Consider the following 18,338-nt stretch of genomic DNA (forward strand, 5'->3'; position numbering starts at 1 on the left):
TTATTTGAGTTTACGTTTGACAATAACAGGGCGCACCGTTCGCCCTCTCTCGATTTCTAATGAGCTTTCTCCCGATTGGTAATTAGTAATCTTTGGATTGCCAATTAGCTTTTTCTGCTGTTGAGAGCATTGAGCAACATGATACTCATTGAGGTCTTTGTATCGGGAATAGTGTCGGCTCATATCCTCCACGTTGATACCTGCCGATTGTAAAGAATGTAGGGCTTGTCGTCCAGCTTGGTCGTTATCGAAGAAAGCTTGAACGGAATCGATACCTTTCTCGTGGAGATAGGCAATGGCTCGTGGGAGATTGCTGACAGAGTTCAGTACAAGGCAGGGAGCAGTTTCTTTTCCTTTCATCGTGAGAAGGGAAAGGAAATCCATAAAGCCCTCAAAGATGCAGTGAGGAGCATTGTTCGCTTCTCCTGCAATCAGAGAAATATCCTTTGGAGCTATCGTTCCCTTGAATGTCTTGTCGTCTCGGAGTTCATATCCTCCTGCACGATTGGCAAAGCCGATGGCAGAATACTCTCTTCCTCCTACTTCGTAGCGAATATGACGGAGATAAGGACTTGCCACGGCAAGGTCTATCCTGCGTACCTCTCGAAGATAGTTTTGCAGATACAGGGGCAACTCTTCGCTGATGAAGAGAATACGCCTTACATTACTTGGTCGCTGTTCACCTCTTATCTGCTCTGTGTGAGTTTCACGATGAAAGGAAGAGGAAGCGAGGGTTATCGCTTTCCTTTCGGCAAGATGCGCCATTGCTTCGTAGGTACTGCATCCACGCATCCGCATCACAAGGTCTATGATGCTTCCACCTTGGCTTGTCCCATAGTCGTGCCACAGGTTTTGCCGAAAGTCCACTTTCAGGCTGGCATTGGGGTCTTCTCGGTAAGGTGCGTGGTAAAGAGCATAGCTGTTGTAACGCTTGGCTGGCTCGATACCGCAGGCGTGCAGATAGTCCGCTATCGGCATCGCCTTGATGTGTTGCAGGTCGTAATATTCGTTGTTCATTGCTGTTATCGTTGGATTGGGATTATTCATATTCATTGTTCGATATTTCATTGTTCGCTCTGTTTTCTCTTTCGGGAATTTTCCTCTTTTCATCTTACTACCCTTCGACACTCGGATAAGTGATTGACAGTGAAAGAGAAAAGTGTAACACTTCATTCGGTTTTATCCTTCTATACCTTCTTTCTACACCTCTCCCCATTCATTCTGCCGTAGAAGCGTAGAAAGATGGTAGTAAGCAGTGTCGAAAGATGGACACCTCCTGCAATCCTTTCTCTTTCACTGTATTACCCTTAGTTGTAGTAATGTAGTAAGGAGAATAGGAAAGAAAAGAGAAAGGAGTATTACAAAGAGGTTGGTAACAACAGGGAGCTATGGTGGTTGCTCGGGGTGAATCTTGCGGACGGCATAGACATAGACAGGATTGCTGTTTATCCTGCGACACTCCCTCGCATAGCCTGCCTTTCTCAGGGCTTCGCCCATCCGTTTGGTGGAGAGGGATTGTCGGGTATAGCAGGAGAGGTAACCCACTATCTCCGAATTGGTCATATAGAAGCGTTTCGTTGCCGTCTCCGCTTCCGTGGGAAAGGTGAAATAGCGGAGCAACAGTTCCATCTCTGTCGTATAGACTTGGAAGGCTTCGCTGTTTCTATGCAATTCGATAATCTCCTCATCATTGAACCAATAGCGAAACCCTTCATTCAATAGGGTCTTGGCTTCACTGTAAACGTCATCCATCGGAATGCTCTTGGCTCGGTCTATATCTATTGCCAGCACTTCAAAGGGCAGGAAGCGTCTGCTTCCTGTCGGGTCGGTGAGGAAATCGTTGCCATTGACCGAAGCCACGAAACTTGCCAAGTGGGGTCGTTCCTCGATATGCTTCTCGTAGGGCATACGATACTTCACCTGCGGACAGGTAATGAGGTTCTTCAGTTCGTTCTCGTCCCGCTTGTTGAGGGCTTTGAGTTGGTCGTCAATGTTGATGATGAGGTTTTGCCCGATAAGGCTCAGCACGTCCTTTTCCTGCGGGTAAATCTTTCCCGTATAGCGGTAATCGGATAGAGCCGGTGGACAGAGCAAGTCAAGGAACGTTGTCTTGAACTTGCCCTGCTCGCCTGTCAGCACAAGGCAGGTGTGATTGCGACACTGCTTGTCGTCCATTACATTGGCGACCACTGCCACCAGCCACTTGGTGAGGTATTCTTTCCACTTCTCAGGATTGGTTACGCTCACGCAGTCGGAAAGGGCGGTGATAGCTTCCGCATTCCCTTTCGTCAGCGGTAAGGCTTGGAAATAGGCTTGCACGGGATTGATGCGTGGTGAGAAATCGCTTTCGATGATGCTGTACAGGTTCTCGGGTGAGGTCTGTACATCGGCTTCCTTGTCCAAGGCTCGTTTAAGGGTATTGATGCGGTAGCGGTCTATGGCTGTGTAATCACCCATCCCTCGAGGACGGTACTCCGCTCGGCGCAACACGGTGTTGTACCGAAACTCGTAGCGAGCTGAAAGAAACTCTTCTATTTGGGCATTCCTGGAGGGGTTGTCCTTCTCTTCTTTTTTCATTGTTCGTTCTTCTTCTGTTTGCTTGATTTTGAACTTTCATCCGAAAACGGATGCTGAAACCAAGTTAGAGAGCCGAACACAGAGACCCAAGGTTAGTGTGTCTGTTGCTTCGAGGTACAGAGAAATGCTCCGAGAATGGATGGGATAAACAGGAAAAATTGGGACAAAAACGCTCAAAAGGAGAGAACAGCGAGGAGAACGGCTCGGAAAGCGACTTCATCGGACTGCCAATGCCTGCATTCTTTTTCTTCGGACGAAAGAGGAGCATCTGTTTTCATTGGCAGGAGAGCCACTTCATACCATTTCGACGCCACAAGTACGCACGTAGAGAAAAGGGTGTGGAACAGGTGGTTTGTGCTTGTACATTTGCCTCGGACTTCCTGCTGTTTCCCTTGCTTTCATCGGGGCTGGGAACAAGGATTTCGCCTGCGTACATTTGCACCGAACAAAGTAAAAATGACAATTAAAACGATATTGATATGAGATTTACCGCCATCGACACCTCCGCTTGGGAGGAACTGAAAAAGAGCATCGAAGAGTTGGCTATTTGTATGAGAGAACATCTCGGTACAAAGCCCGAAGTCCCCGACTTGTTGCACAATGGGGACGTGTGCCGAATACTGAACATCAGCAAACGGACGCTCCAGCACTATCGGGATACTTCCGTATTGCCCTTTATTCAAATCGGGCATAAGTGTTATTACAAACTTGAGGATGTGGAAGCACTCCTCGAAAAGTCGAACCGAAAAATACAATGACTATGGAACACGAAATCGTAAACAAAGAAACACCCGAAATGAAACAACTCATTTCGGGCATTCAAGAAGTAAGCAAACGTATTCGGGAGATTGCCCAAACGCATCGTCCGCTGTTCGGAGGAGAAATCTATCTCACGGGGCGAGAGGTCTGCGAACGCCTTTTCGTCAGTCCCCGCACCTTGCAGGATTATCGGGACAAGGGCATTATTCCCTATACCCAAATCGCAGGGAAAATATTATACAGACTGTCAGATTTAGAGCAACTTCTAATTCAGTTCTATCGTATGTAAACAAGTGCATTTTTAGCTCTCTGCTTTTAAGCCTCTCTGACTCAGCACTTTTTTCACCTATTTATACAATGATTATTCCATACCTAATCTCAACGCATCTTTTACAACAAAATCTTCCGAGCTACATCCGCAATACAAACTACGTACCTCCCTTCATTAATAAGAATAAAAGTTTTCCCTTCTTGAAGAATGCCCTGCTGGATGAGCGAACCCTCCAGAGAGTAGACAGCATAGGCCTTACCTGACAACTCCGCAGGAGTTTCAATCACCAACTGCCCATTGCAACCATACACTTTACACAAAACAGGTGGGCGGTTGGGTTGCTCATTGGCTTGGGGGAACTGCCAAGGGTCAAGTTCTACAATAGTTCCAAAATTCCTAAAAATCTCCGAAGAGCGGTAGGCTTCTGCAGAGCCTTTTGGCACATAGAGGGTAACGGTTTCCTCATTGCAGGCATGAAAAGGCAAATTGGGAGCAATCACTGTCGGTTCACTTGTTACAGGAGGTACGACTGGTTTAGCATACACTTTCTTTAAATTGCGATTATTCCAAAAAGCCTCTCGTCCGATTAAAACGACCTTTGGGGGGATAACAATCGAGTCAAAAGGAGCACTGTTAAAAGCATCATCTTCTATATGAGTTACAGATTCTGGCAACGTTATATCTTTCAACTCTAAATTCCAAAAGAAAGCCCCATTACCGATACGTGTAACTCCCTCGGGAAGTTTGACCTCTCGCAATTCTTCACACCAATAAAAAGTATTTTTTTCGATTTCGGTTAAAGGAGCTTGAATATCGACCTTACGAAGTTTTTTTGCCCCCCAAAAGGCTCCCTGCATCTTCTTGACACTCTTGGGCACTACAATCTCATCCATCAAAGTGCCTTCAAAAGCAGTCTCTTCAATAATTTCCAATGTATTAGGAAGCTCTTTTATGTGTAAATTTTCACATCCCCAAAAAGCACTATCTCCAATCCTTTTTAAGTTTTTGGACCAATGTACTTCACGCAAGGCAATACAGCCTCCTCCCAACATGCTCTCACTAAACTCTGTCAGACTCTCGGGCAGCCAAATCTTTTCCAAGTTCCTATTCCAATAAAAGGCTCTCTTGGCAACATGAGTGACACCCTCTGGTATGCGAAGCTCTTTGAGATCGTGATTCCATTGGAAAGCACACTGCTCTATGTTTTTTAGGGTCTTGGGTAATTTGTAACTTTCCATACAACACTTGAAGAAACCCTCTTTAGGAATTGTATTATTCTCCAATACAGCATCTTCGATATCGAGATGGCGGAGCTTGCTTTGGGAGCGAGGATATCTCGCCAGACTTCGTATAAAAGCAAGGTCTTGAGCATTCAAGAAGCCCGTAATGCGAATATGGGATAAATCTCGCACCTCGGGCCCTACCACTTGCGATAAGGTCCCAGCTTTTGTTACATGATACTCTTGTGCTTGCACAGAGATAGGGAGACAAAACAAGACAAACCCTAGCAATAAGAAATATTTTGCACTCATAACCAATATCTTAAAAATAAATGATATATGGGGAGAGTGTCCTATTGAAGAACAGGACACTCTCAAAGGATTTATTCTTTAAAGAATTTTGCAGTAGCTACCAGTTGTCCATTTTTGTCTAGGATCGAGATTACGTAGCCTCCTTGCAAAAGGTCTGAGACATCAATACTCTTTTCTTGATGATGACCGTCCACCAATTCTCTTCTGAAAATATACGTGTCATCGAGTCCTCTTATATGTAAGAAATATGTCTCTTCTGTTGGAAGCCTATATGATAGAGTTAATCTTGATCTTACAGGATTGGGAATAACTTGTAATCTCGAATTCATCTCATTAGGTTCCACCATCGTTTCTGAGTAGGTGCAATATCCATCTGACTTAGCTATTACTTCTACTTTATATGTTTCCTTGCTATATGGATTACAGGAAAGCGTTTCTCCTTGCCCTACAAAATTCCCTTTTGAATCAAACCAATGATATTCAGCATCTTCTCCTACACCTCGGGCTGTAAGTATAAGCTTACTTCCTTGTCTTTCTTGCTCAATGTGAGGAATAATTACAGTTCTTGGATTACGGATAATAACAAAAGTTTCTCCTCCAACAATAACGCCTTTTTCGTCTATTTGTCGCAGAAGCAATGTCCGTTTTTCTGGTTGTGAATACCATGGAAGAACCGAAGTAAAGTTCACTTTTAGATTAACGAGGGAATATTCCTTTGGATTGAAAATCATATCTTTAAGTACTCCAGAAGAGGACGTATATTCTACAACGCTGGGAATTTCTGTAGACCTTAGATATTCTCCCTTTTTTCCTCCTTTTGTCCAGGCATTTAGCACTTTGGGAGACATCTTTAAGGAAACTTTCGCTTGCTCGAAAATGGATGTTTGGTTGTCCTCTAAAAGCTCCACAATATCCAAACTGTACTTTTTATGCTCGGATAGATGATTATACATACCTACTGTACCCTGATATCCGGAATTTCCCAATTTTACAAAAGTCACATTCTTTTGTGCGAGGTTGTTATTGTTAATTACATTGACATGCGAGGTCGGAGTAAGAGGATAGGTATCTGGGTCATTTCTATCCGTGATTCTTAGCAGCAAACAGAAATGCCAAAGGTTATCTCCCCCAATCTGTTCATTCTCAAGATTTGCATATTGTTCAGGATCCGGAGTACGCCATTTAATTGTTATAATTTTTGATTCTCCAGGATTTATAGGAGGAATTCTTCCCACATCAGTAACTCTAGCCCCCATCGTTAATCCCTCTTCAAGATCTTCTCCTGTCCAAGCTCCAGGCCAGGGTAAATGAGTGCCCGCTTTAGACCAATAAGCGACAACTGTGGAGGGTTTTGAGACCTGTGTCCCTCTATTCCAGACACGAACTTTTATGTAGTTTTCTGCATTTGGAATAGGATTTTGATGCATTTCCACATCATCATTCTCATGCCTAACCCATACTTCAGGAGCACTCCAGAAATCCCCATTTTTGATGGTTATATTGGGTTCGAATCCTCTATCTTCCGAATTATCTTTAATAAATAAATCATATTTTTTCAAAACTTGTGGATAACCATATTGATCCATGGGTCCAATGGAAGCATCACTATCATCACTATCCTCCTCCAGCTTGGCATTGGGAGGTAGATTTTTTGGACGAGGCCCAATACCCCACCAATAATATCCATCATTATCCTTATCATAAGCAGAGGGAAAGGTGGAGAAAAGATTATAAAAACTTTGGGGCATATGGTAAGCATAACCCCGAAGTTGGCAGGAAACGGGATAAGAAGGGGTTGCCGAATTGCGCATATTGCTAATATCAACAAAGGCATAGAGAAAACCATGATCTCCCCAACTTTCTCCCCAGCTATTTTTGAAAATCCAAACAGTTTTTCCAATACGCGGATCTCCCGGTTTAATCTTAATAGCAGTAGTATAATGTGGATAAATCACATCTCCCTCTCTGATTGTTTTATACCCTACCAGAGTCATGGCATGTCTCCATTCCCCGACTCTTCCTGCAAGAGGACTTTTTACCAACATGGATTTCAGTTTTTCCATATCGGCATGGGCGTTTCCAGTCGGATTAAATAACTCCTTTCCTGCAATCTTCACTCGATAAGCATAAGGCTTCTTGTCAGAGCAAGGGAGATCTTTTGCTTTATATTTGAAAGAGTTTTCATCCTGTAGGTAGTAGCCACGAATATAATCTAGTGCCGAAGAGGCAAAACCTCCAGTACAATTGCCTGCGTTTGAACAAGAAACCAACTCCTGTTCAGATAGATTCAAGTTATATGTAGCATTCTTATAAAGCTTGGCCACTGCTTCGACCGCCCCTGCTGCTGAAAAAGCCCAGCAAGAACCACATCCTGCCTGATCTTTAACTGGGGTAATCCAGCCTGTGACTTCATGTTGGAAATAAGGAGAACCCTTAATATTTGCAGAATGACGTGCTCTCCAATCGAAATCGGGGGTATAGGCAGAATTTTCTCTAGGGGCATTATCTCTGGACTGTCCACTGATATCAATAATTCCTCCAATGTAGTATTCTGCTCCCTGAAGATTGGGAACAACCCCTCCAAAAAGGGTCTTCTTTTCTTCATAGGAAAGGCGCGAAAAAGGAGTATCTCCAGCACGCCAAAGCTCCCCTCTTCGTGCTAAATCTATATTCATTCTTTGAATCAGAGCAGCACGGTATTCACCAGCATCTCTGAGCTGAAGTGAATAAGTGTATTTTTTTATTTTCAATGTGGAAGTAGAACTTCTCAAATTTCCTAATCCGCCGATATTCAAAGTCAAGTTGAAAATTTCAGCATTCTCGAGTTGAAGATGAATCTCCTGAGGATCGAAATCCTTCAAATTGAAAGTTTCCCATGCCATGTGTTCAAAATGGTCAACATCATTTGTCGCTAGTAGAGGAAAAGACTCATAAATCATCTTTTCAAAACCATGTTCGTTGACCGATAGAATACGGACATTCCCTTTGGGAGCTGTAAAACGAATTGTTCCGCTTACAGATATGGAAGAGATAGATTTTCCCTCTTCCTTGGAGAAGGATAATAAGATTTCATTACTTCTCAATGTTTTTTCAATCGAAACCTCAACATTCTGTCCCCATAAAGTTGTCGTGCCAAGTAACAGACAAACCAATGATATGAAGTATTTTTTTGTATTCATAGTTATCTCAAGGATTAAATTGTACTTATTTGGTATTGTAAACACTCTGGGTTACCTCGGTTTTTACTACCAAAGTAACCCCTTTCGTATATGGTGGATTATCTGTACTCATAAGCATTATCAATCATTTATAAAAACTAACAATACCAGGGTATTGAGGTCATAAATATTTCTATCCTAAAGCCTTCCCCTTTATTATCGTCTGCTAAATTAGTAAAATATTCCGAATGTACGTACGGTTTTTCTTTTGTTAAACACAAAACAATAGATTCTCAAGCTTAATTATTACCTTAGCGTTGGAATTCAGACAATAAGCACAGTAGAAATGAATAAGAATGAGGAATTGATATACAGCTCAGCTTTTCGCCTTTTTTTACAGAAAGGCTATCATGATGTATCTGTCAAAGATTTAGAGGCGGCTACAAACCTCTCTAGAGGAGCTGTATTTTATTACCAGCGTGATAAGAGGGCTTTGTATACGAGAGTATTGGAGTCATACTTCTTATCTCAACAGTCGGTAGAAAGGAAACTTTCTGGTTATGAAGCTTGTAATACACTTGCTGGCTTTATCGATTTTTATCTTGGCAAAGTAGAGAAATCAATGACATACATATATGAGGATGTAGGCAAAAAAAATATCCTTCAACCCTACCTCTTGTTGTCATTGGAGGCACACAAGCATATTCCTGATTTTAACGGACGTATGGAAGTCCTCTTTGAGGAAGAACGCAATGTCTGGAGAAAGATTATTGACAAAGCAAAATTGGCTGGAGAAATTTCACAAACGTTCGACACCGAAGTTATCGTCACTATGTTTCGTACAGCCTTTTTCGGTCTTGTTTTCGAAACGTCCTTCTCTAGAGATTTAAACATTTCCAAATTACAGAACCTTTTTTCGACAATTTATAACCTACTAATGAACTAACTGTATGATTCGTGATGTTTTCCTAACAACCACTTCTTCTCTTTTTCCGAACGAACCGATTCTGAATGAAGAAATGGAGGATTATTTGGGGCGAATAAATGGTAAAAATTCTAGATGTCGCTCCATCGTTTTGAGGCAAAATGGGATAAAGTGCAGATACTATGCTCTTAATAAACAGCAGGGTATAACTCATACTAATGCTGAATTGGCCAAGGGTGCTGTTGAGAAAATTCTTGAAAAACGCTCTTTGGACATAGGTGAGGTTTCTCTACTCGCCTGTGGAACATCCAGTCCCGACCAACTACTGCCCTCTCAAGCCTCAATGATTCATGGTGTTTTAGGTGGTGCACCACTAGAAATTTTTCAAAGCGGTGGTGTTTGTCTAACCTCTTTACAGGCTCTTAAAATTGCTTTTTGGGCTGTTGCCAGTGGCGAAAAGGAAAAAGCAGTGTGCTGTACTTCCGAATTGGCATCTCCTACCCTTATATCCCAAAATTATGACATTGAATATGAACGATGCAGTAAGGTTGGGACCAATCCTTATATGGCGTTTGAAAAGGACTTTTTGCGTTTTATGCTATCAGACGGGGCAAGTGCTGCATTGTTGGAGGCCCAACCGAATGGCGACTTGTCATATAAGATAGAATGGATTGAAATGACTTCATATGCAAATGAGTTGCCAACATGTATGTTTATGGGGGCAGAGTTAAGGGAAGATGGAGAGTTAAAAAGCTGGAAAAACTTTTCTCCTCAAGAACGACTAAACCGCTCGATTTTTGTGGTTAAGCAAGATATTCGCCTGCTTAAACCATACATTATAAAATATTGGGTTAATCACATAGAAGCAGTGTTGGCTAAACACAAAATTGGAGCTGAAGAAATAGATTATGTACTTCCCCATGTATCTTCGATGTTTTTTTATAACAAATTACTAGATGAGATAAAAGCCAGAAACTTGTGTTTAGGAGAAGAGAAATGGTACACGAACCTTTCTGAGGTGGGGAACATTGCATCTGCAGCCATCCTATCTGCATTAGATTATCTTCCCCAAAACAAAAATCTTAAGTCAGGCGATAAAATACTTTTATTAGTACCCGAAAGCGGACGTTTTTCGTATGGAACGGCATTATTGACACTTGTATAAACGAAAAGTCTGGGATGATTTATGGATGGAAGCATACCATTGTTGTAGTAAGTGATATGCTTCCTTCATTGTTTGATCTATCATCCTCTCTATAAAGAAGAGGATACTCGCTGCACCAACTTCTCCATATCTCTTGCAATCTTTTGGTCGGTGATTTGGGCGTAGATTTGCGTGCTGGCAATGGACGAATGTCCCATCATCTTGGCAATGCTCTCTATCGGAATGCCTGCTTCCAAGGTCAGCGTGCCGAAACTATGCCTACCAACGTGGTAGCCCAGCGGAGTACGAACGCCACACGCCAAGCCCACGGCTTTGAGATGGAAAAGCAGTTTGCCCTTGCTTATCGTATTGGGGAATATCTTGTAATCCTCTTTGTTCTCCTCCTTCGTGTAAAGCGAGAGTATCTGCTCCGCAATCGGATGCAGGGGTATCAGACTCTCCACTTCCGTTTTCTGTCTTGCCTTGCGGATATACCGCTTCCCCTCACTGTTCGTTTCGATTTGCGAAGCTCTTAGGCTCTGCAAGTCGGCAAATGCCAAACCCGTAAAGACAGAGAAAAGAAACATTCTTCGGCTCAGTTCCGCCCCTTCTTCCTGCAACGGGAATGCCAAGAGCTTTGCCACCTCGCCCTTGCTCAGGAAACGAGGTTTGCGCTCCACGGCTTCATACTTCACCTCTTCAAACGGATTGAAGCGTATTGTCCCTTGGCTGACAGCTCGGTACATCAACCGACTCAACCAACAGAGATGCTTGTTTATCGTTGCAGGAGCATAGCCCTCCTTCTTCAAATAAAAACGGTAATCATCAAAAAAGTCTATCGTTAGAGCCGTTAGGGGAATATCCTCCTCGCCACGACTTCGCACAAAAGCGTTAAGCTGTCTGTCGGAACTTCGATTGTTGCTATACGTTCCCTCGCTCTTGCTTTCTCGTTGGACTTTGAGTTCCTCCGTACTAAGAGCAAGCAGGGTCGTTTGAGTTCTCCCGATGCCTTGCTGGTAGTTCTTCAGAAGCTCGGCACTCACTGCTCCATATTTGTAGAGCAAGGTATTGTAGCCTTGTTCGATTTCTTCCCGAAAGGCTTGCAGGCGTTGGTTGGTCTTCTTGTCCGTTGTTTCCCCTCGCTTCACGTTCCAATCGTGGGGAGTTGTGCTTTCTCCCGTGGTTATCACTACGTTTGCTCCGTCAATGGTAATGCGGCAAAGGATTGCCGTTGTGCCGTCCGCCTTGGTCTTATTCTTATTGATATAGAAAAGGATTTTGAATGTACTGCGCATAGCTTTGTAGGGTTAAGGTTATATTTTCAGTGAAAGAGAGAAATCGCTCGAACTCATCAAAGAGTTTCTTCGGTGTAACGTGGGCATATCGCTCGGTCGTTTGGATGTTGCTATGCCCCAGCATTCGGCTCACCGTTTCGATGGGAACTCCTTGTTCCAAGGTAATCAAGGTCGCAAAGGTGTGGCGACCGACATGTGCCGAAAGAGGAATAGATATACTAGCCCGAAGTTGCAGGGCTTTGAGCTGGACAAGATAAGCCGAATAGGCAATGGGAGCAAAGAGCGTGGTTCGTTCGTCAGATTGATACCGCTCTATCAAACGCACAGCTTCAGACAGGAGCTTCACACGACAAAGGGTATTGGTCTTTTGTCTGCGGAACTTCAGCCACAAAGCACCCTCATCGTCCGTAAAGAGATGTTCCCGATTCAAGGCGACCATATCGCAATAGGCAACGCCCGTATAACAGGAGAAGAGAAAGAGATTATGAGCAGTTTCCAACTCCACTTCATACGGCTCAAAGGTCAAGCCCTGCAACTTATCCAACGAAGCCCTATCCAATGCCCGAGGTTGTTTGTTCTCTCCTCGCTCTATCTCCACGTGCGCAAATAGTTGTCGCTCTGTTAATCCTTCACGATACGCCAAACGGCAGACTTTCTTTACGGCTAATGCCAGCTTGCGATAACAGGCTTGCGAATGTCCCAATACTCCAATAGAGTAGCGTTGAAGACTTTCCAAGAAATCTTCTTCTATCTGTCCGAAAGGAATGTCTGCCGTATGGTACTTCTCACCAATAAAGACTTGCAAATGCTTACGGATAATATAGTAACCTCTCATAGTCGTAGTCTTTATTTCGATGCCCACCTTTTGCTCCATCTCCTTGACCATTCGGTCGTATCGCTCCAAGAAGGTGGTCTGGCTTTGCATACTCCCTTGGAACTGCTCCTTGATGTCCGATGCCGTAAACACCACACCACGCTCACAAAGTACTTGATAAGCCGACTGCACTGCGAGAAGCAAGCGTTCCAACTTGCCATTCGTGGCCACTGCTTCACGGCTCTTCCCGTTCAGTCTGCTCTCACGAGCATTCCACAGCTTGGGATCGCATGAAAGCTTACAACTAAATTGGGCTATTGTTCGCCCGTATGTTATTCGTCCCATTATCGGGGCTTGCCCCGACTTGTCCAATCCGCTCTTTTTCAGGTAGAGCAAAACCTTGAATTTGTCTGTTTGCATACGCTTCTGTTTTTATGGGCAAAGTTACCCGTTATCGAAGCGTTTTCAGCTATGCAAAACATTGTATTACAAAGCATAAGCACCGTAATGACAGAAAAGATAGTTACCGAACACTCTTCTGTCAGTTACCTTCTCTTACCTCTTCGTTACCATTAGAGAAATGGACTAACGATTTGGTAACGGAACTTCTGCATAAATCCACATCTTCTGCACTTTATCCCTCAATGCAAACCACCGAGATATGGCGCAAATCGCTCTCATTTCCATTCACTTACCTCTCATTCTCTCTCTAATGCCCTTTCCTCTGATAGTTCCTGAGAGAATTTTTGCTAACACAGGAGAGAGCAAATTTTTTCTCAGGAGAGAAATTTCATTCTCTCCTCAGGCAGAAAAAAACGACTCCTATCGACATCAAAAAAGGAAGTGAAAGTACGATCAAAAAGCTCCCAATCTGAGCAGAAAATGCACAGCAAATGGAAATAGAAAAACATACAAACAAACAAATAAATATACACACTCTAAAGAAGAGACTCGAGGACTTGTATTCAGGGACTGTTGCACAACACGGCACTCACTGTATCATTTTCGACATTCGGGCTTGGTCATGCACAACAAGTATACCTCCTGCACCTTCATTCTCAGTCTCAATACCGTCAAAAGGTCACCGCATTCTGCAAAATCAACAAAACGGCAATTAAAACTTGTCATTTTGTAGTCTGTGCAAAGATCTCTTGAAGGACTTTTTCAGTATACATCAGTATATATGCAAGGGCCGTACACAACGGTCTCTCCAAAGAATTTAATGCGATTGATCTGCTGCGAGAGAGCAGGTTTGCTCAAAAGAACTATTTTTGTGCAGTTTTCGAGTTCTACATATATAGACAATTGCCCAACTTAGGGTATATTTGCCAGATGTAGATAGGCTTTCTTCTTACAGGATAAATAAGGGGATTGATCGAAACAAAACAGAAATAAAGAATATGCAATCGAAGGAAGGAATATTGCTTATCGAGACTGCAACCCGAGTCTGCTCCGTAGCCTATAGCCTCAAAGGAGAGCTACTCGCACAACGTATCAGCTCGGAAGCAGGAGCCAATCACGCTGTACAGCTGGCACCTTTCGTACAGGAAGTGCTAACCGAAGCACAAGCACAAGGTTTTGCTCCGGAAGCTATAGCCGTAAGTGCAGGGCCAGGATCCTATACCGGACTTCGGATAGGCGCATCGACAGCCAAAGGACTTGCATTCGGCTTCGAGATACCTCTCATAGTCGTACCCACGCTGCAAATCGTGGCAGCAGCTGCTATACCATACAACACACAAAACTTACGCATTCGCAGCATGATCGATGCCAGACGAATGGAGGTCTACACAGCGATGTACGACACCGATCTTCGCCCTCTCTCAGACGAACGGGCAGAGGTGCTGACCCCAAAGTCTTTTGAATCGGACTTTGCGCTCGGTCCCGTCTTGTTGGTGGGAGATGGAGCAGCCAAAAGCAAAGAAATATTCACCCATCCCCATGCTGTATTCTGCGACCAGGAGATTGCTCCGACCGCCATGGCTATGGCTCGATTGGCTCAATCTAAGATGGAACAAAGAGATTTTGCAGATCTCGCTTATTGGGAACCGGATTATCTGAAAGAATATGTGGCCGTAGTTGGTCAGAACAAAGTGCTAAACAACATAACCAAGACAGTATGAAAATAATCGTATTAGCCAAACAAGTACCCGATACCCGCTCTGTGGGGAAAGATGCCATGAAGGCAGACGGTACAGTCAATAGGGCTGCGCTGGAAGCAATCTTCAACCCTGAAGACCTCAATGCTTTGGAGCAAGCTCTCCGCATCAAAGATGCTACCCCGGGTAGTAGTGTACATATCCTCACCATGGGTCCTCTGAGAGCTTCCGATGTGATACGGGAAGCTATGTACCGCGGGGCAGACGGTGGATACTTGCTCACAGACAGAGCCTTTGCCGGGGCAGATACTTTGGCCACAAGCTATGCTCTCTCTACTGCCATCAAGCACTTGGGAGGAGCCGACCTGATACTCTCCGGCAGACAAGCCATAGACGGAGATACAGCTCAAGTAGGTCCACAAGTAGCCGACAAACTCGGATACTTGCAGGTAACCTATGCCGAAGAGATAAAAATGCAGGATGGCAAACTGACCATCAAACGCAGACTTGACAATGGGGTGGAAACCGTGCGTTGCCCCCTACCCTGTCTGGTCACAGTAAATGGATCGGCAGCTCCTTGTCGCCCTCGCAATGCCAAGCTACTGCAACAATACAAACACGCCAAGACTCCTACGGAGCTGCAAGAATGTGACGAACGTATACAGACATTGGTAGCAGCACGCCCGGACCTCAACATCACGGAACTGAGTGCTCAGGCAGTAGGTGCCGACCCCAACCAATGCGGTTTGCCCGGGTCTCCCACCAAAGTAAAGACAATCGTGAATGTAGTATTTCAGGCCAAAGAGGCCCGCACAATAGAGCCGACCGACAAGGCTATAGAAGAGCTGGTGGTCGAATTGATTGCTAACCATACCATAGGCTAAGGAGGTGCCAAGAACAATGAACAATCTATTTGTATATCTGGAAATAGAAGACGCCCAAGTACAGGAAGTAAGTTTGGAGCTGCTTACCAAAGGGCGCAGCTTGGCAGACATTTTGGGCTGTGAACTGGAGGCTATCGCTATCTCCGGTTCCGAACAAGGTATTGCCGAGCAGGTGATGCCGTATGGAGTAGATCGTCTGCACATCTTTGCAGATCCCAGATTGGCCCACTACAGCACAATGCCTCACACGGCCATCCTCTGCAAACTCTTTGAGGCAGAGAAACCACAAATCGCTCTCATGGGTGCTACATCAGTCGGACGTGATCTTGGCCCCAGAGTATCTTCTACACTCGGCAGCGGTCTTACAGCTGACTGCACCGCTCTGGAGATAGGCACACATGAGGACAAGAAGGCAGGCAAGACCTATGAGCAGCTGCTATACCAAATTCGTCCCGCTTTCGGCGGTAACATCGTGGCAACAATCATCAACCCCGACTGTCGCCCTCAAATGGCAACCGTCCGTCCCGGTGTGATGAAAAAAGAGGTTGCTGCAAAGGCCGGGAAGGGAGAGATAGTTAAGCACAACATGGGCAACTATGTATCGGACACCGACTTTGCCGTAGAAATCATCGAGAGACATATAGAAAAAAGCCAACTCAACCTGGGTGGAGCCCCCATCATCGTATCCGGAGGTTATGGCGTTGGCTCAAAAGAGAACTTCGAGCTTCTGCACAAGCTGGCCAAACTGCTGGGAGCTGAGGTCGGAGCTACTCGTGCAGCTGTCGATGCAGGCTTCACCGAGCATGAAAGACAAATAGGACAGACCGGCGTAACTGTGCGACCAAAACTCTATATTGCTTGTGGTATCAGCGGACAGATACAGCACATCGCTGGTATGCAGGAAAGTTCGATGATCATATCTATCAACAGCGATCCCGAGGCTCCTATCAATACAATTGCCGACTATGTGATCACCGGCAATCTGGAGGAAGTGCTGCCCAAGATGATTGCTTCCTATAAGAAAAACAGTAAGTAAGACAAACAGACTTGTAATCGGGAAAAAGAAATATTATGGCAAACTTTTATACAGATACTCCTCAACTCAAATATCACTTGAATCACCCACTGATGAAGCGTATCGTGGAGCTCAAGGAGAGAGGATATACCGACAAAGATAAATACAGCTATGCCCCCATCGATTTTGAAGATGCGATGGATAGCTACGATAAAGTATTGGAAGTCATTGGTGAGATCTGTGCAGACATCATTGCGCCCAACGCCGAAAGCGTAGACCACGAGGGCCCCACTCTGGAGAACAATCGCGTGACCTATGCCAAAGGGACTCAACAGAACCTCAAAGCAGTGGTAGATGCCGGCCTCATGGGGATCTCTATGCCTCGCCGATTCGGAGGGCTGAACTTCCCTATCCTACCATACATTATGGCTGCGGATATGGTCAGCCGTGCCGATGCCGGATTTGTAAATATCTGGGGCTTGCAAGACTGTGCTGAGACCATATATGAATTCGGGAATGAGGATCAGCTGCAACGGTTTATTCCTCGTGTATGTGCTGGAGAAACTCTCTCTATGGACCTCACAGAACCGGATGCAGGAAGTGACCTCCAGGCAGTTCGACTCAAAGCGACCTATCACGAAGAAGATGGCACTTGGCGTTTGAACGGGGTGAAGCGTTTCATCACCAATGGAGACTCTGACATTCACCTTGTATTGGCGAGAAGTGAAGAAGGGACCAATGACGGTCGTGGTCTATCTATGTTCGTCTATCAGAAAAAAGATGGAGGGGTGGATGTACGCCGAATTGAGAACAAAATGGGTATCAAAGGTTCTCCCACCTGCGAATTGGTATTCAAAGATGCCAAGGCCGAACTGGTAGGAGATCGCAAGCTGGGTCTGATCAAATACGTAATGGCTCTGATGAATGGAGCACGTCTCGGGATCATGGCCCAAAGTGTTGGGATATGCGATGCAGCTTTGAGAGAGGGAGAAGCCTACGCCAAAGATCGCAAACAGTTCGGGCAGACAATAGATCGTTTCCCTGCTGTCTACGAAATGCTCGCTATGATGAAAGCCAAGACCGATGCTGCCAGAGCTCTGCTATATGAGACTTGCCGTTTTGTAGATATGTACAAACTCTACGATGACATATCTCGCGAACGCAAATTGACTCCGGAAGAGCGCAAAGAGCAAAAGCACTACAACCGTCTGGCCGATGCCTACACACCCTTGGGCAAGGGTATGTGTAGCGAATATGCCAATCAAAATGCCTACGATGCTATCCAAATACACGGAGGCTCGGGCTTTATGAAAGACTACACCTGCGAACGCCTTTATCGTGATGTAAGAATCGCAAGCATATACGAAGGTACCACGCAGCTGCAGGTTGTAGCAGCCATCAGGCATATCACCACCGGCACCTATCATGCCCAATTGGATGCTTATCAGCAAACAGAAGTCATCGAAGCCTTGCGCCCGATGAAAGAAGAGCTAGCCAAGCTGAACGCACGTAGTCGAGACCTGATAGAGTTTGTAGTCGAGCAAAAAGACCAAGAACTTCTTGACTTCCATGCCAGAAGATTGGTAGAAGCGACTGGCCACTGTGTGTTCGGCCACTTGTTGATGTTGGCAGCCAATGACGAAGAAAGCTTCCGCAACTCCGCGGAGGTCTATCTACGCTATGCCAAAGCCGAAATACAAAAGATAGAGACCTATATCAGAGAGTTCAATCCTTCTGACTTGGCCTACTATCGAGTAGCCAAAACTGATCAGGACTAAGCAATTCCAGAAAGAGACTGCTGCCTTATCCTTATGCAGCAGTCTCTCAAGAAATAAAAAAGCTCGGAGAGGAATCCTCTCCGAGCT

At 44.8% G+C, this 18,338-nt stretch carries 14 protein-coding genes; 8 read left to right on the top strand and 6 right to left on the bottom strand.

Annotated features, from left to right (window positions below; translation table 11 throughout):
* Both DQN70_RS00070 and DQN70_RS00075 read right to left on the bottom strand, forming a co-directional pair.
* Complete coding sequence (locus DQN70_RS00070) at nt 1–1,017, bottom strand: toprim domain-containing protein (RefSeq protein ID WP_081711887.1); 1,017 nt, start codon at nt 1,015–1,017, stop codon at nt 1–3.
* 369 nt (nt 1,018–1,386) lie between these two features.
* Entirely contained in the window at nt 1,387–2,577 is a 1,191-nt protein-coding gene (locus tag DQN70_RS00075) for a VapE domain-containing protein (protein ID WP_023939743.1), read from the bottom strand.
* A 479-nt stretch (nt 2,578–3,056) separates the two neighbouring features.
* Here DQN70_RS00075 and DQN70_RS00085 point away from each other — a divergent pair, with 479 nt between their 5' ends.
* Complete coding sequence (locus tag DQN70_RS00085) at nt 3,057–3,335, top strand: helix-turn-helix domain-containing protein (protein ID WP_023939747.1); 279 nt, start codon at nt 3,057–3,059, stop codon at nt 3,333–3,335.
* Nucleotides 3,336–3,337: 2 nt separating this feature from the next.
* Complete coding sequence (locus DQN70_RS00090; RefSeq protein ID WP_023939749.1) at nt 3,338–3,625, top strand: helix-turn-helix domain-containing protein; 288 nt, start codon at nt 3,338–3,340, stop codon at nt 3,623–3,625.
* Nucleotides 3,626–3,726: 101 nt separating this feature from the next.
* Here the strand turns inward: DQN70_RS00090 and DQN70_RS00095 are convergent, their stop codons facing one another.
* Nucleotides 3,727–5,139 (bottom strand): leucine-rich repeat domain-containing protein, encoded by a 1,413-nt coding sequence (locus DQN70_RS00095; protein WP_042225733.1) that lies wholly within the window; start codon nt 5,137–5,139, stop codon nt 3,727–3,729.
* A 71-nt stretch (nt 5,140–5,210) separates the two neighbouring features.
* Entirely contained in the window at nt 5,211–8,318 is a 3,108-nt protein-coding gene (locus DQN70_RS00100) for a C1 family peptidase (RefSeq protein ID WP_023939752.1), read from the bottom strand.
* 325 nt (nt 8,319–8,643) lie between these two features.
* Between DQN70_RS00100 and DQN70_RS00105 the strand changes: the two genes are divergently transcribed.
* Both DQN70_RS00105 and DQN70_RS00110 read left to right on the top strand, forming a co-directional pair.
* Nucleotides 8,644–9,243, top strand: a complete 600-nt coding sequence (locus tag DQN70_RS00105) for a TetR/AcrR family transcriptional regulator (RefSeq protein WP_023939754.1) — start codon at nt 8,644–8,646, stop codon at nt 9,241–9,243.
* A 4-nt stretch (nt 9,244–9,247) separates the two neighbouring features.
* Nucleotides 9,248–10,387 (top strand): StlD/DarB family beta-ketosynthase, encoded by a 1,140-nt coding sequence (locus DQN70_RS00110; RefSeq protein WP_023939756.1) that lies wholly within the window; start codon nt 9,248–9,250, stop codon nt 10,385–10,387.
* A gap of 89 nt (nt 10,388–10,476) precedes the next feature.
* Here DQN70_RS00110 and DQN70_RS00115 read toward each other — a convergent pair whose 3' ends face one another.
* Together DQN70_RS00115 and DQN70_RS00120 are read right to left on the bottom strand one after the other, a co-directional pair.
* On the bottom strand, nt 10,477–11,661 hold the full coding sequence (locus DQN70_RS00115; protein WP_111759301.1) for a site-specific integrase: 1,185 nt from the start codon (nt 11,659–11,661) through the stop codon (nt 10,477–10,479).
* Nucleotides 11,624–12,895, bottom strand: coding sequence for a site-specific integrase (locus tag DQN70_RS00120; protein WP_023939773.1), 1,272 nt, complete (start codon nt 12,893–12,895; stop codon nt 11,624–11,626). The genes DQN70_RS00115 and DQN70_RS00120 overlap by 38 nt, the downstream gene beginning before the upstream one ends.
* 980 nt (nt 12,896–13,875) lie before the next feature.
* Between DQN70_RS00120 and tsaB the strand changes: the two genes are divergently transcribed.
* From tsaB to DQN70_RS00145, 4 genes are read left to right on the top strand one after another with little or no spacing between them, the layout of a single operon-like run.
* Entirely contained in the window at nt 13,876–14,598 is a 723-nt protein-coding gene (gene tsaB, locus DQN70_RS00130; protein WP_023939777.1) for a tRNA (adenosine(37)-N6)-threonylcarbamoyltransferase complex dimerization subunit type 1 TsaB, read from the top strand.
* Nucleotides 14,595–15,458 carry an electron transfer flavoprotein subunit beta/FixA family protein gene (locus tag DQN70_RS00135; protein ID WP_023936181.1) on the top strand — a complete coding sequence of 288 codons (864 nt, stop codon included), beginning with the start codon at nt 14,595–14,597 and terminating at the stop codon, nt 15,456–15,458. Before tsaB ends, DQN70_RS00135 begins: the two co-directional genes overlap by 4 nt.
* A 16-nt stretch (nt 15,459–15,474) precedes the next feature.
* Complete coding sequence (locus tag DQN70_RS00140) at nt 15,475–16,494, top strand: electron transfer flavoprotein subunit alpha/FixB family protein (RefSeq protein WP_023936179.1); 1,020 nt, start codon at nt 15,475–15,477, stop codon at nt 16,492–16,494.
* 35 nt (nt 16,495–16,529) lie between these two features.
* The gene (locus tag DQN70_RS00145) at nt 16,530–18,251 is read left to right on the top strand and encodes an acyl-CoA dehydrogenase family protein (protein WP_023939780.1); all 1,722 of its coding nucleotides are present in this window, start codon (nt 16,530–16,532) and stop codon (nt 18,249–18,251) included.
* Nucleotides 18,252–18,338 lie beyond the last annotated feature (87 nt).

Source organism: Porphyromonas crevioricanis (genome assembly GCF_900476255.1).
Classification (GTDB): domain Bacteria; phylum Bacteroidota; class Bacteroidia; order Bacteroidales; family Porphyromonadaceae; genus Porphyromonas; species Porphyromonas crevioricanis.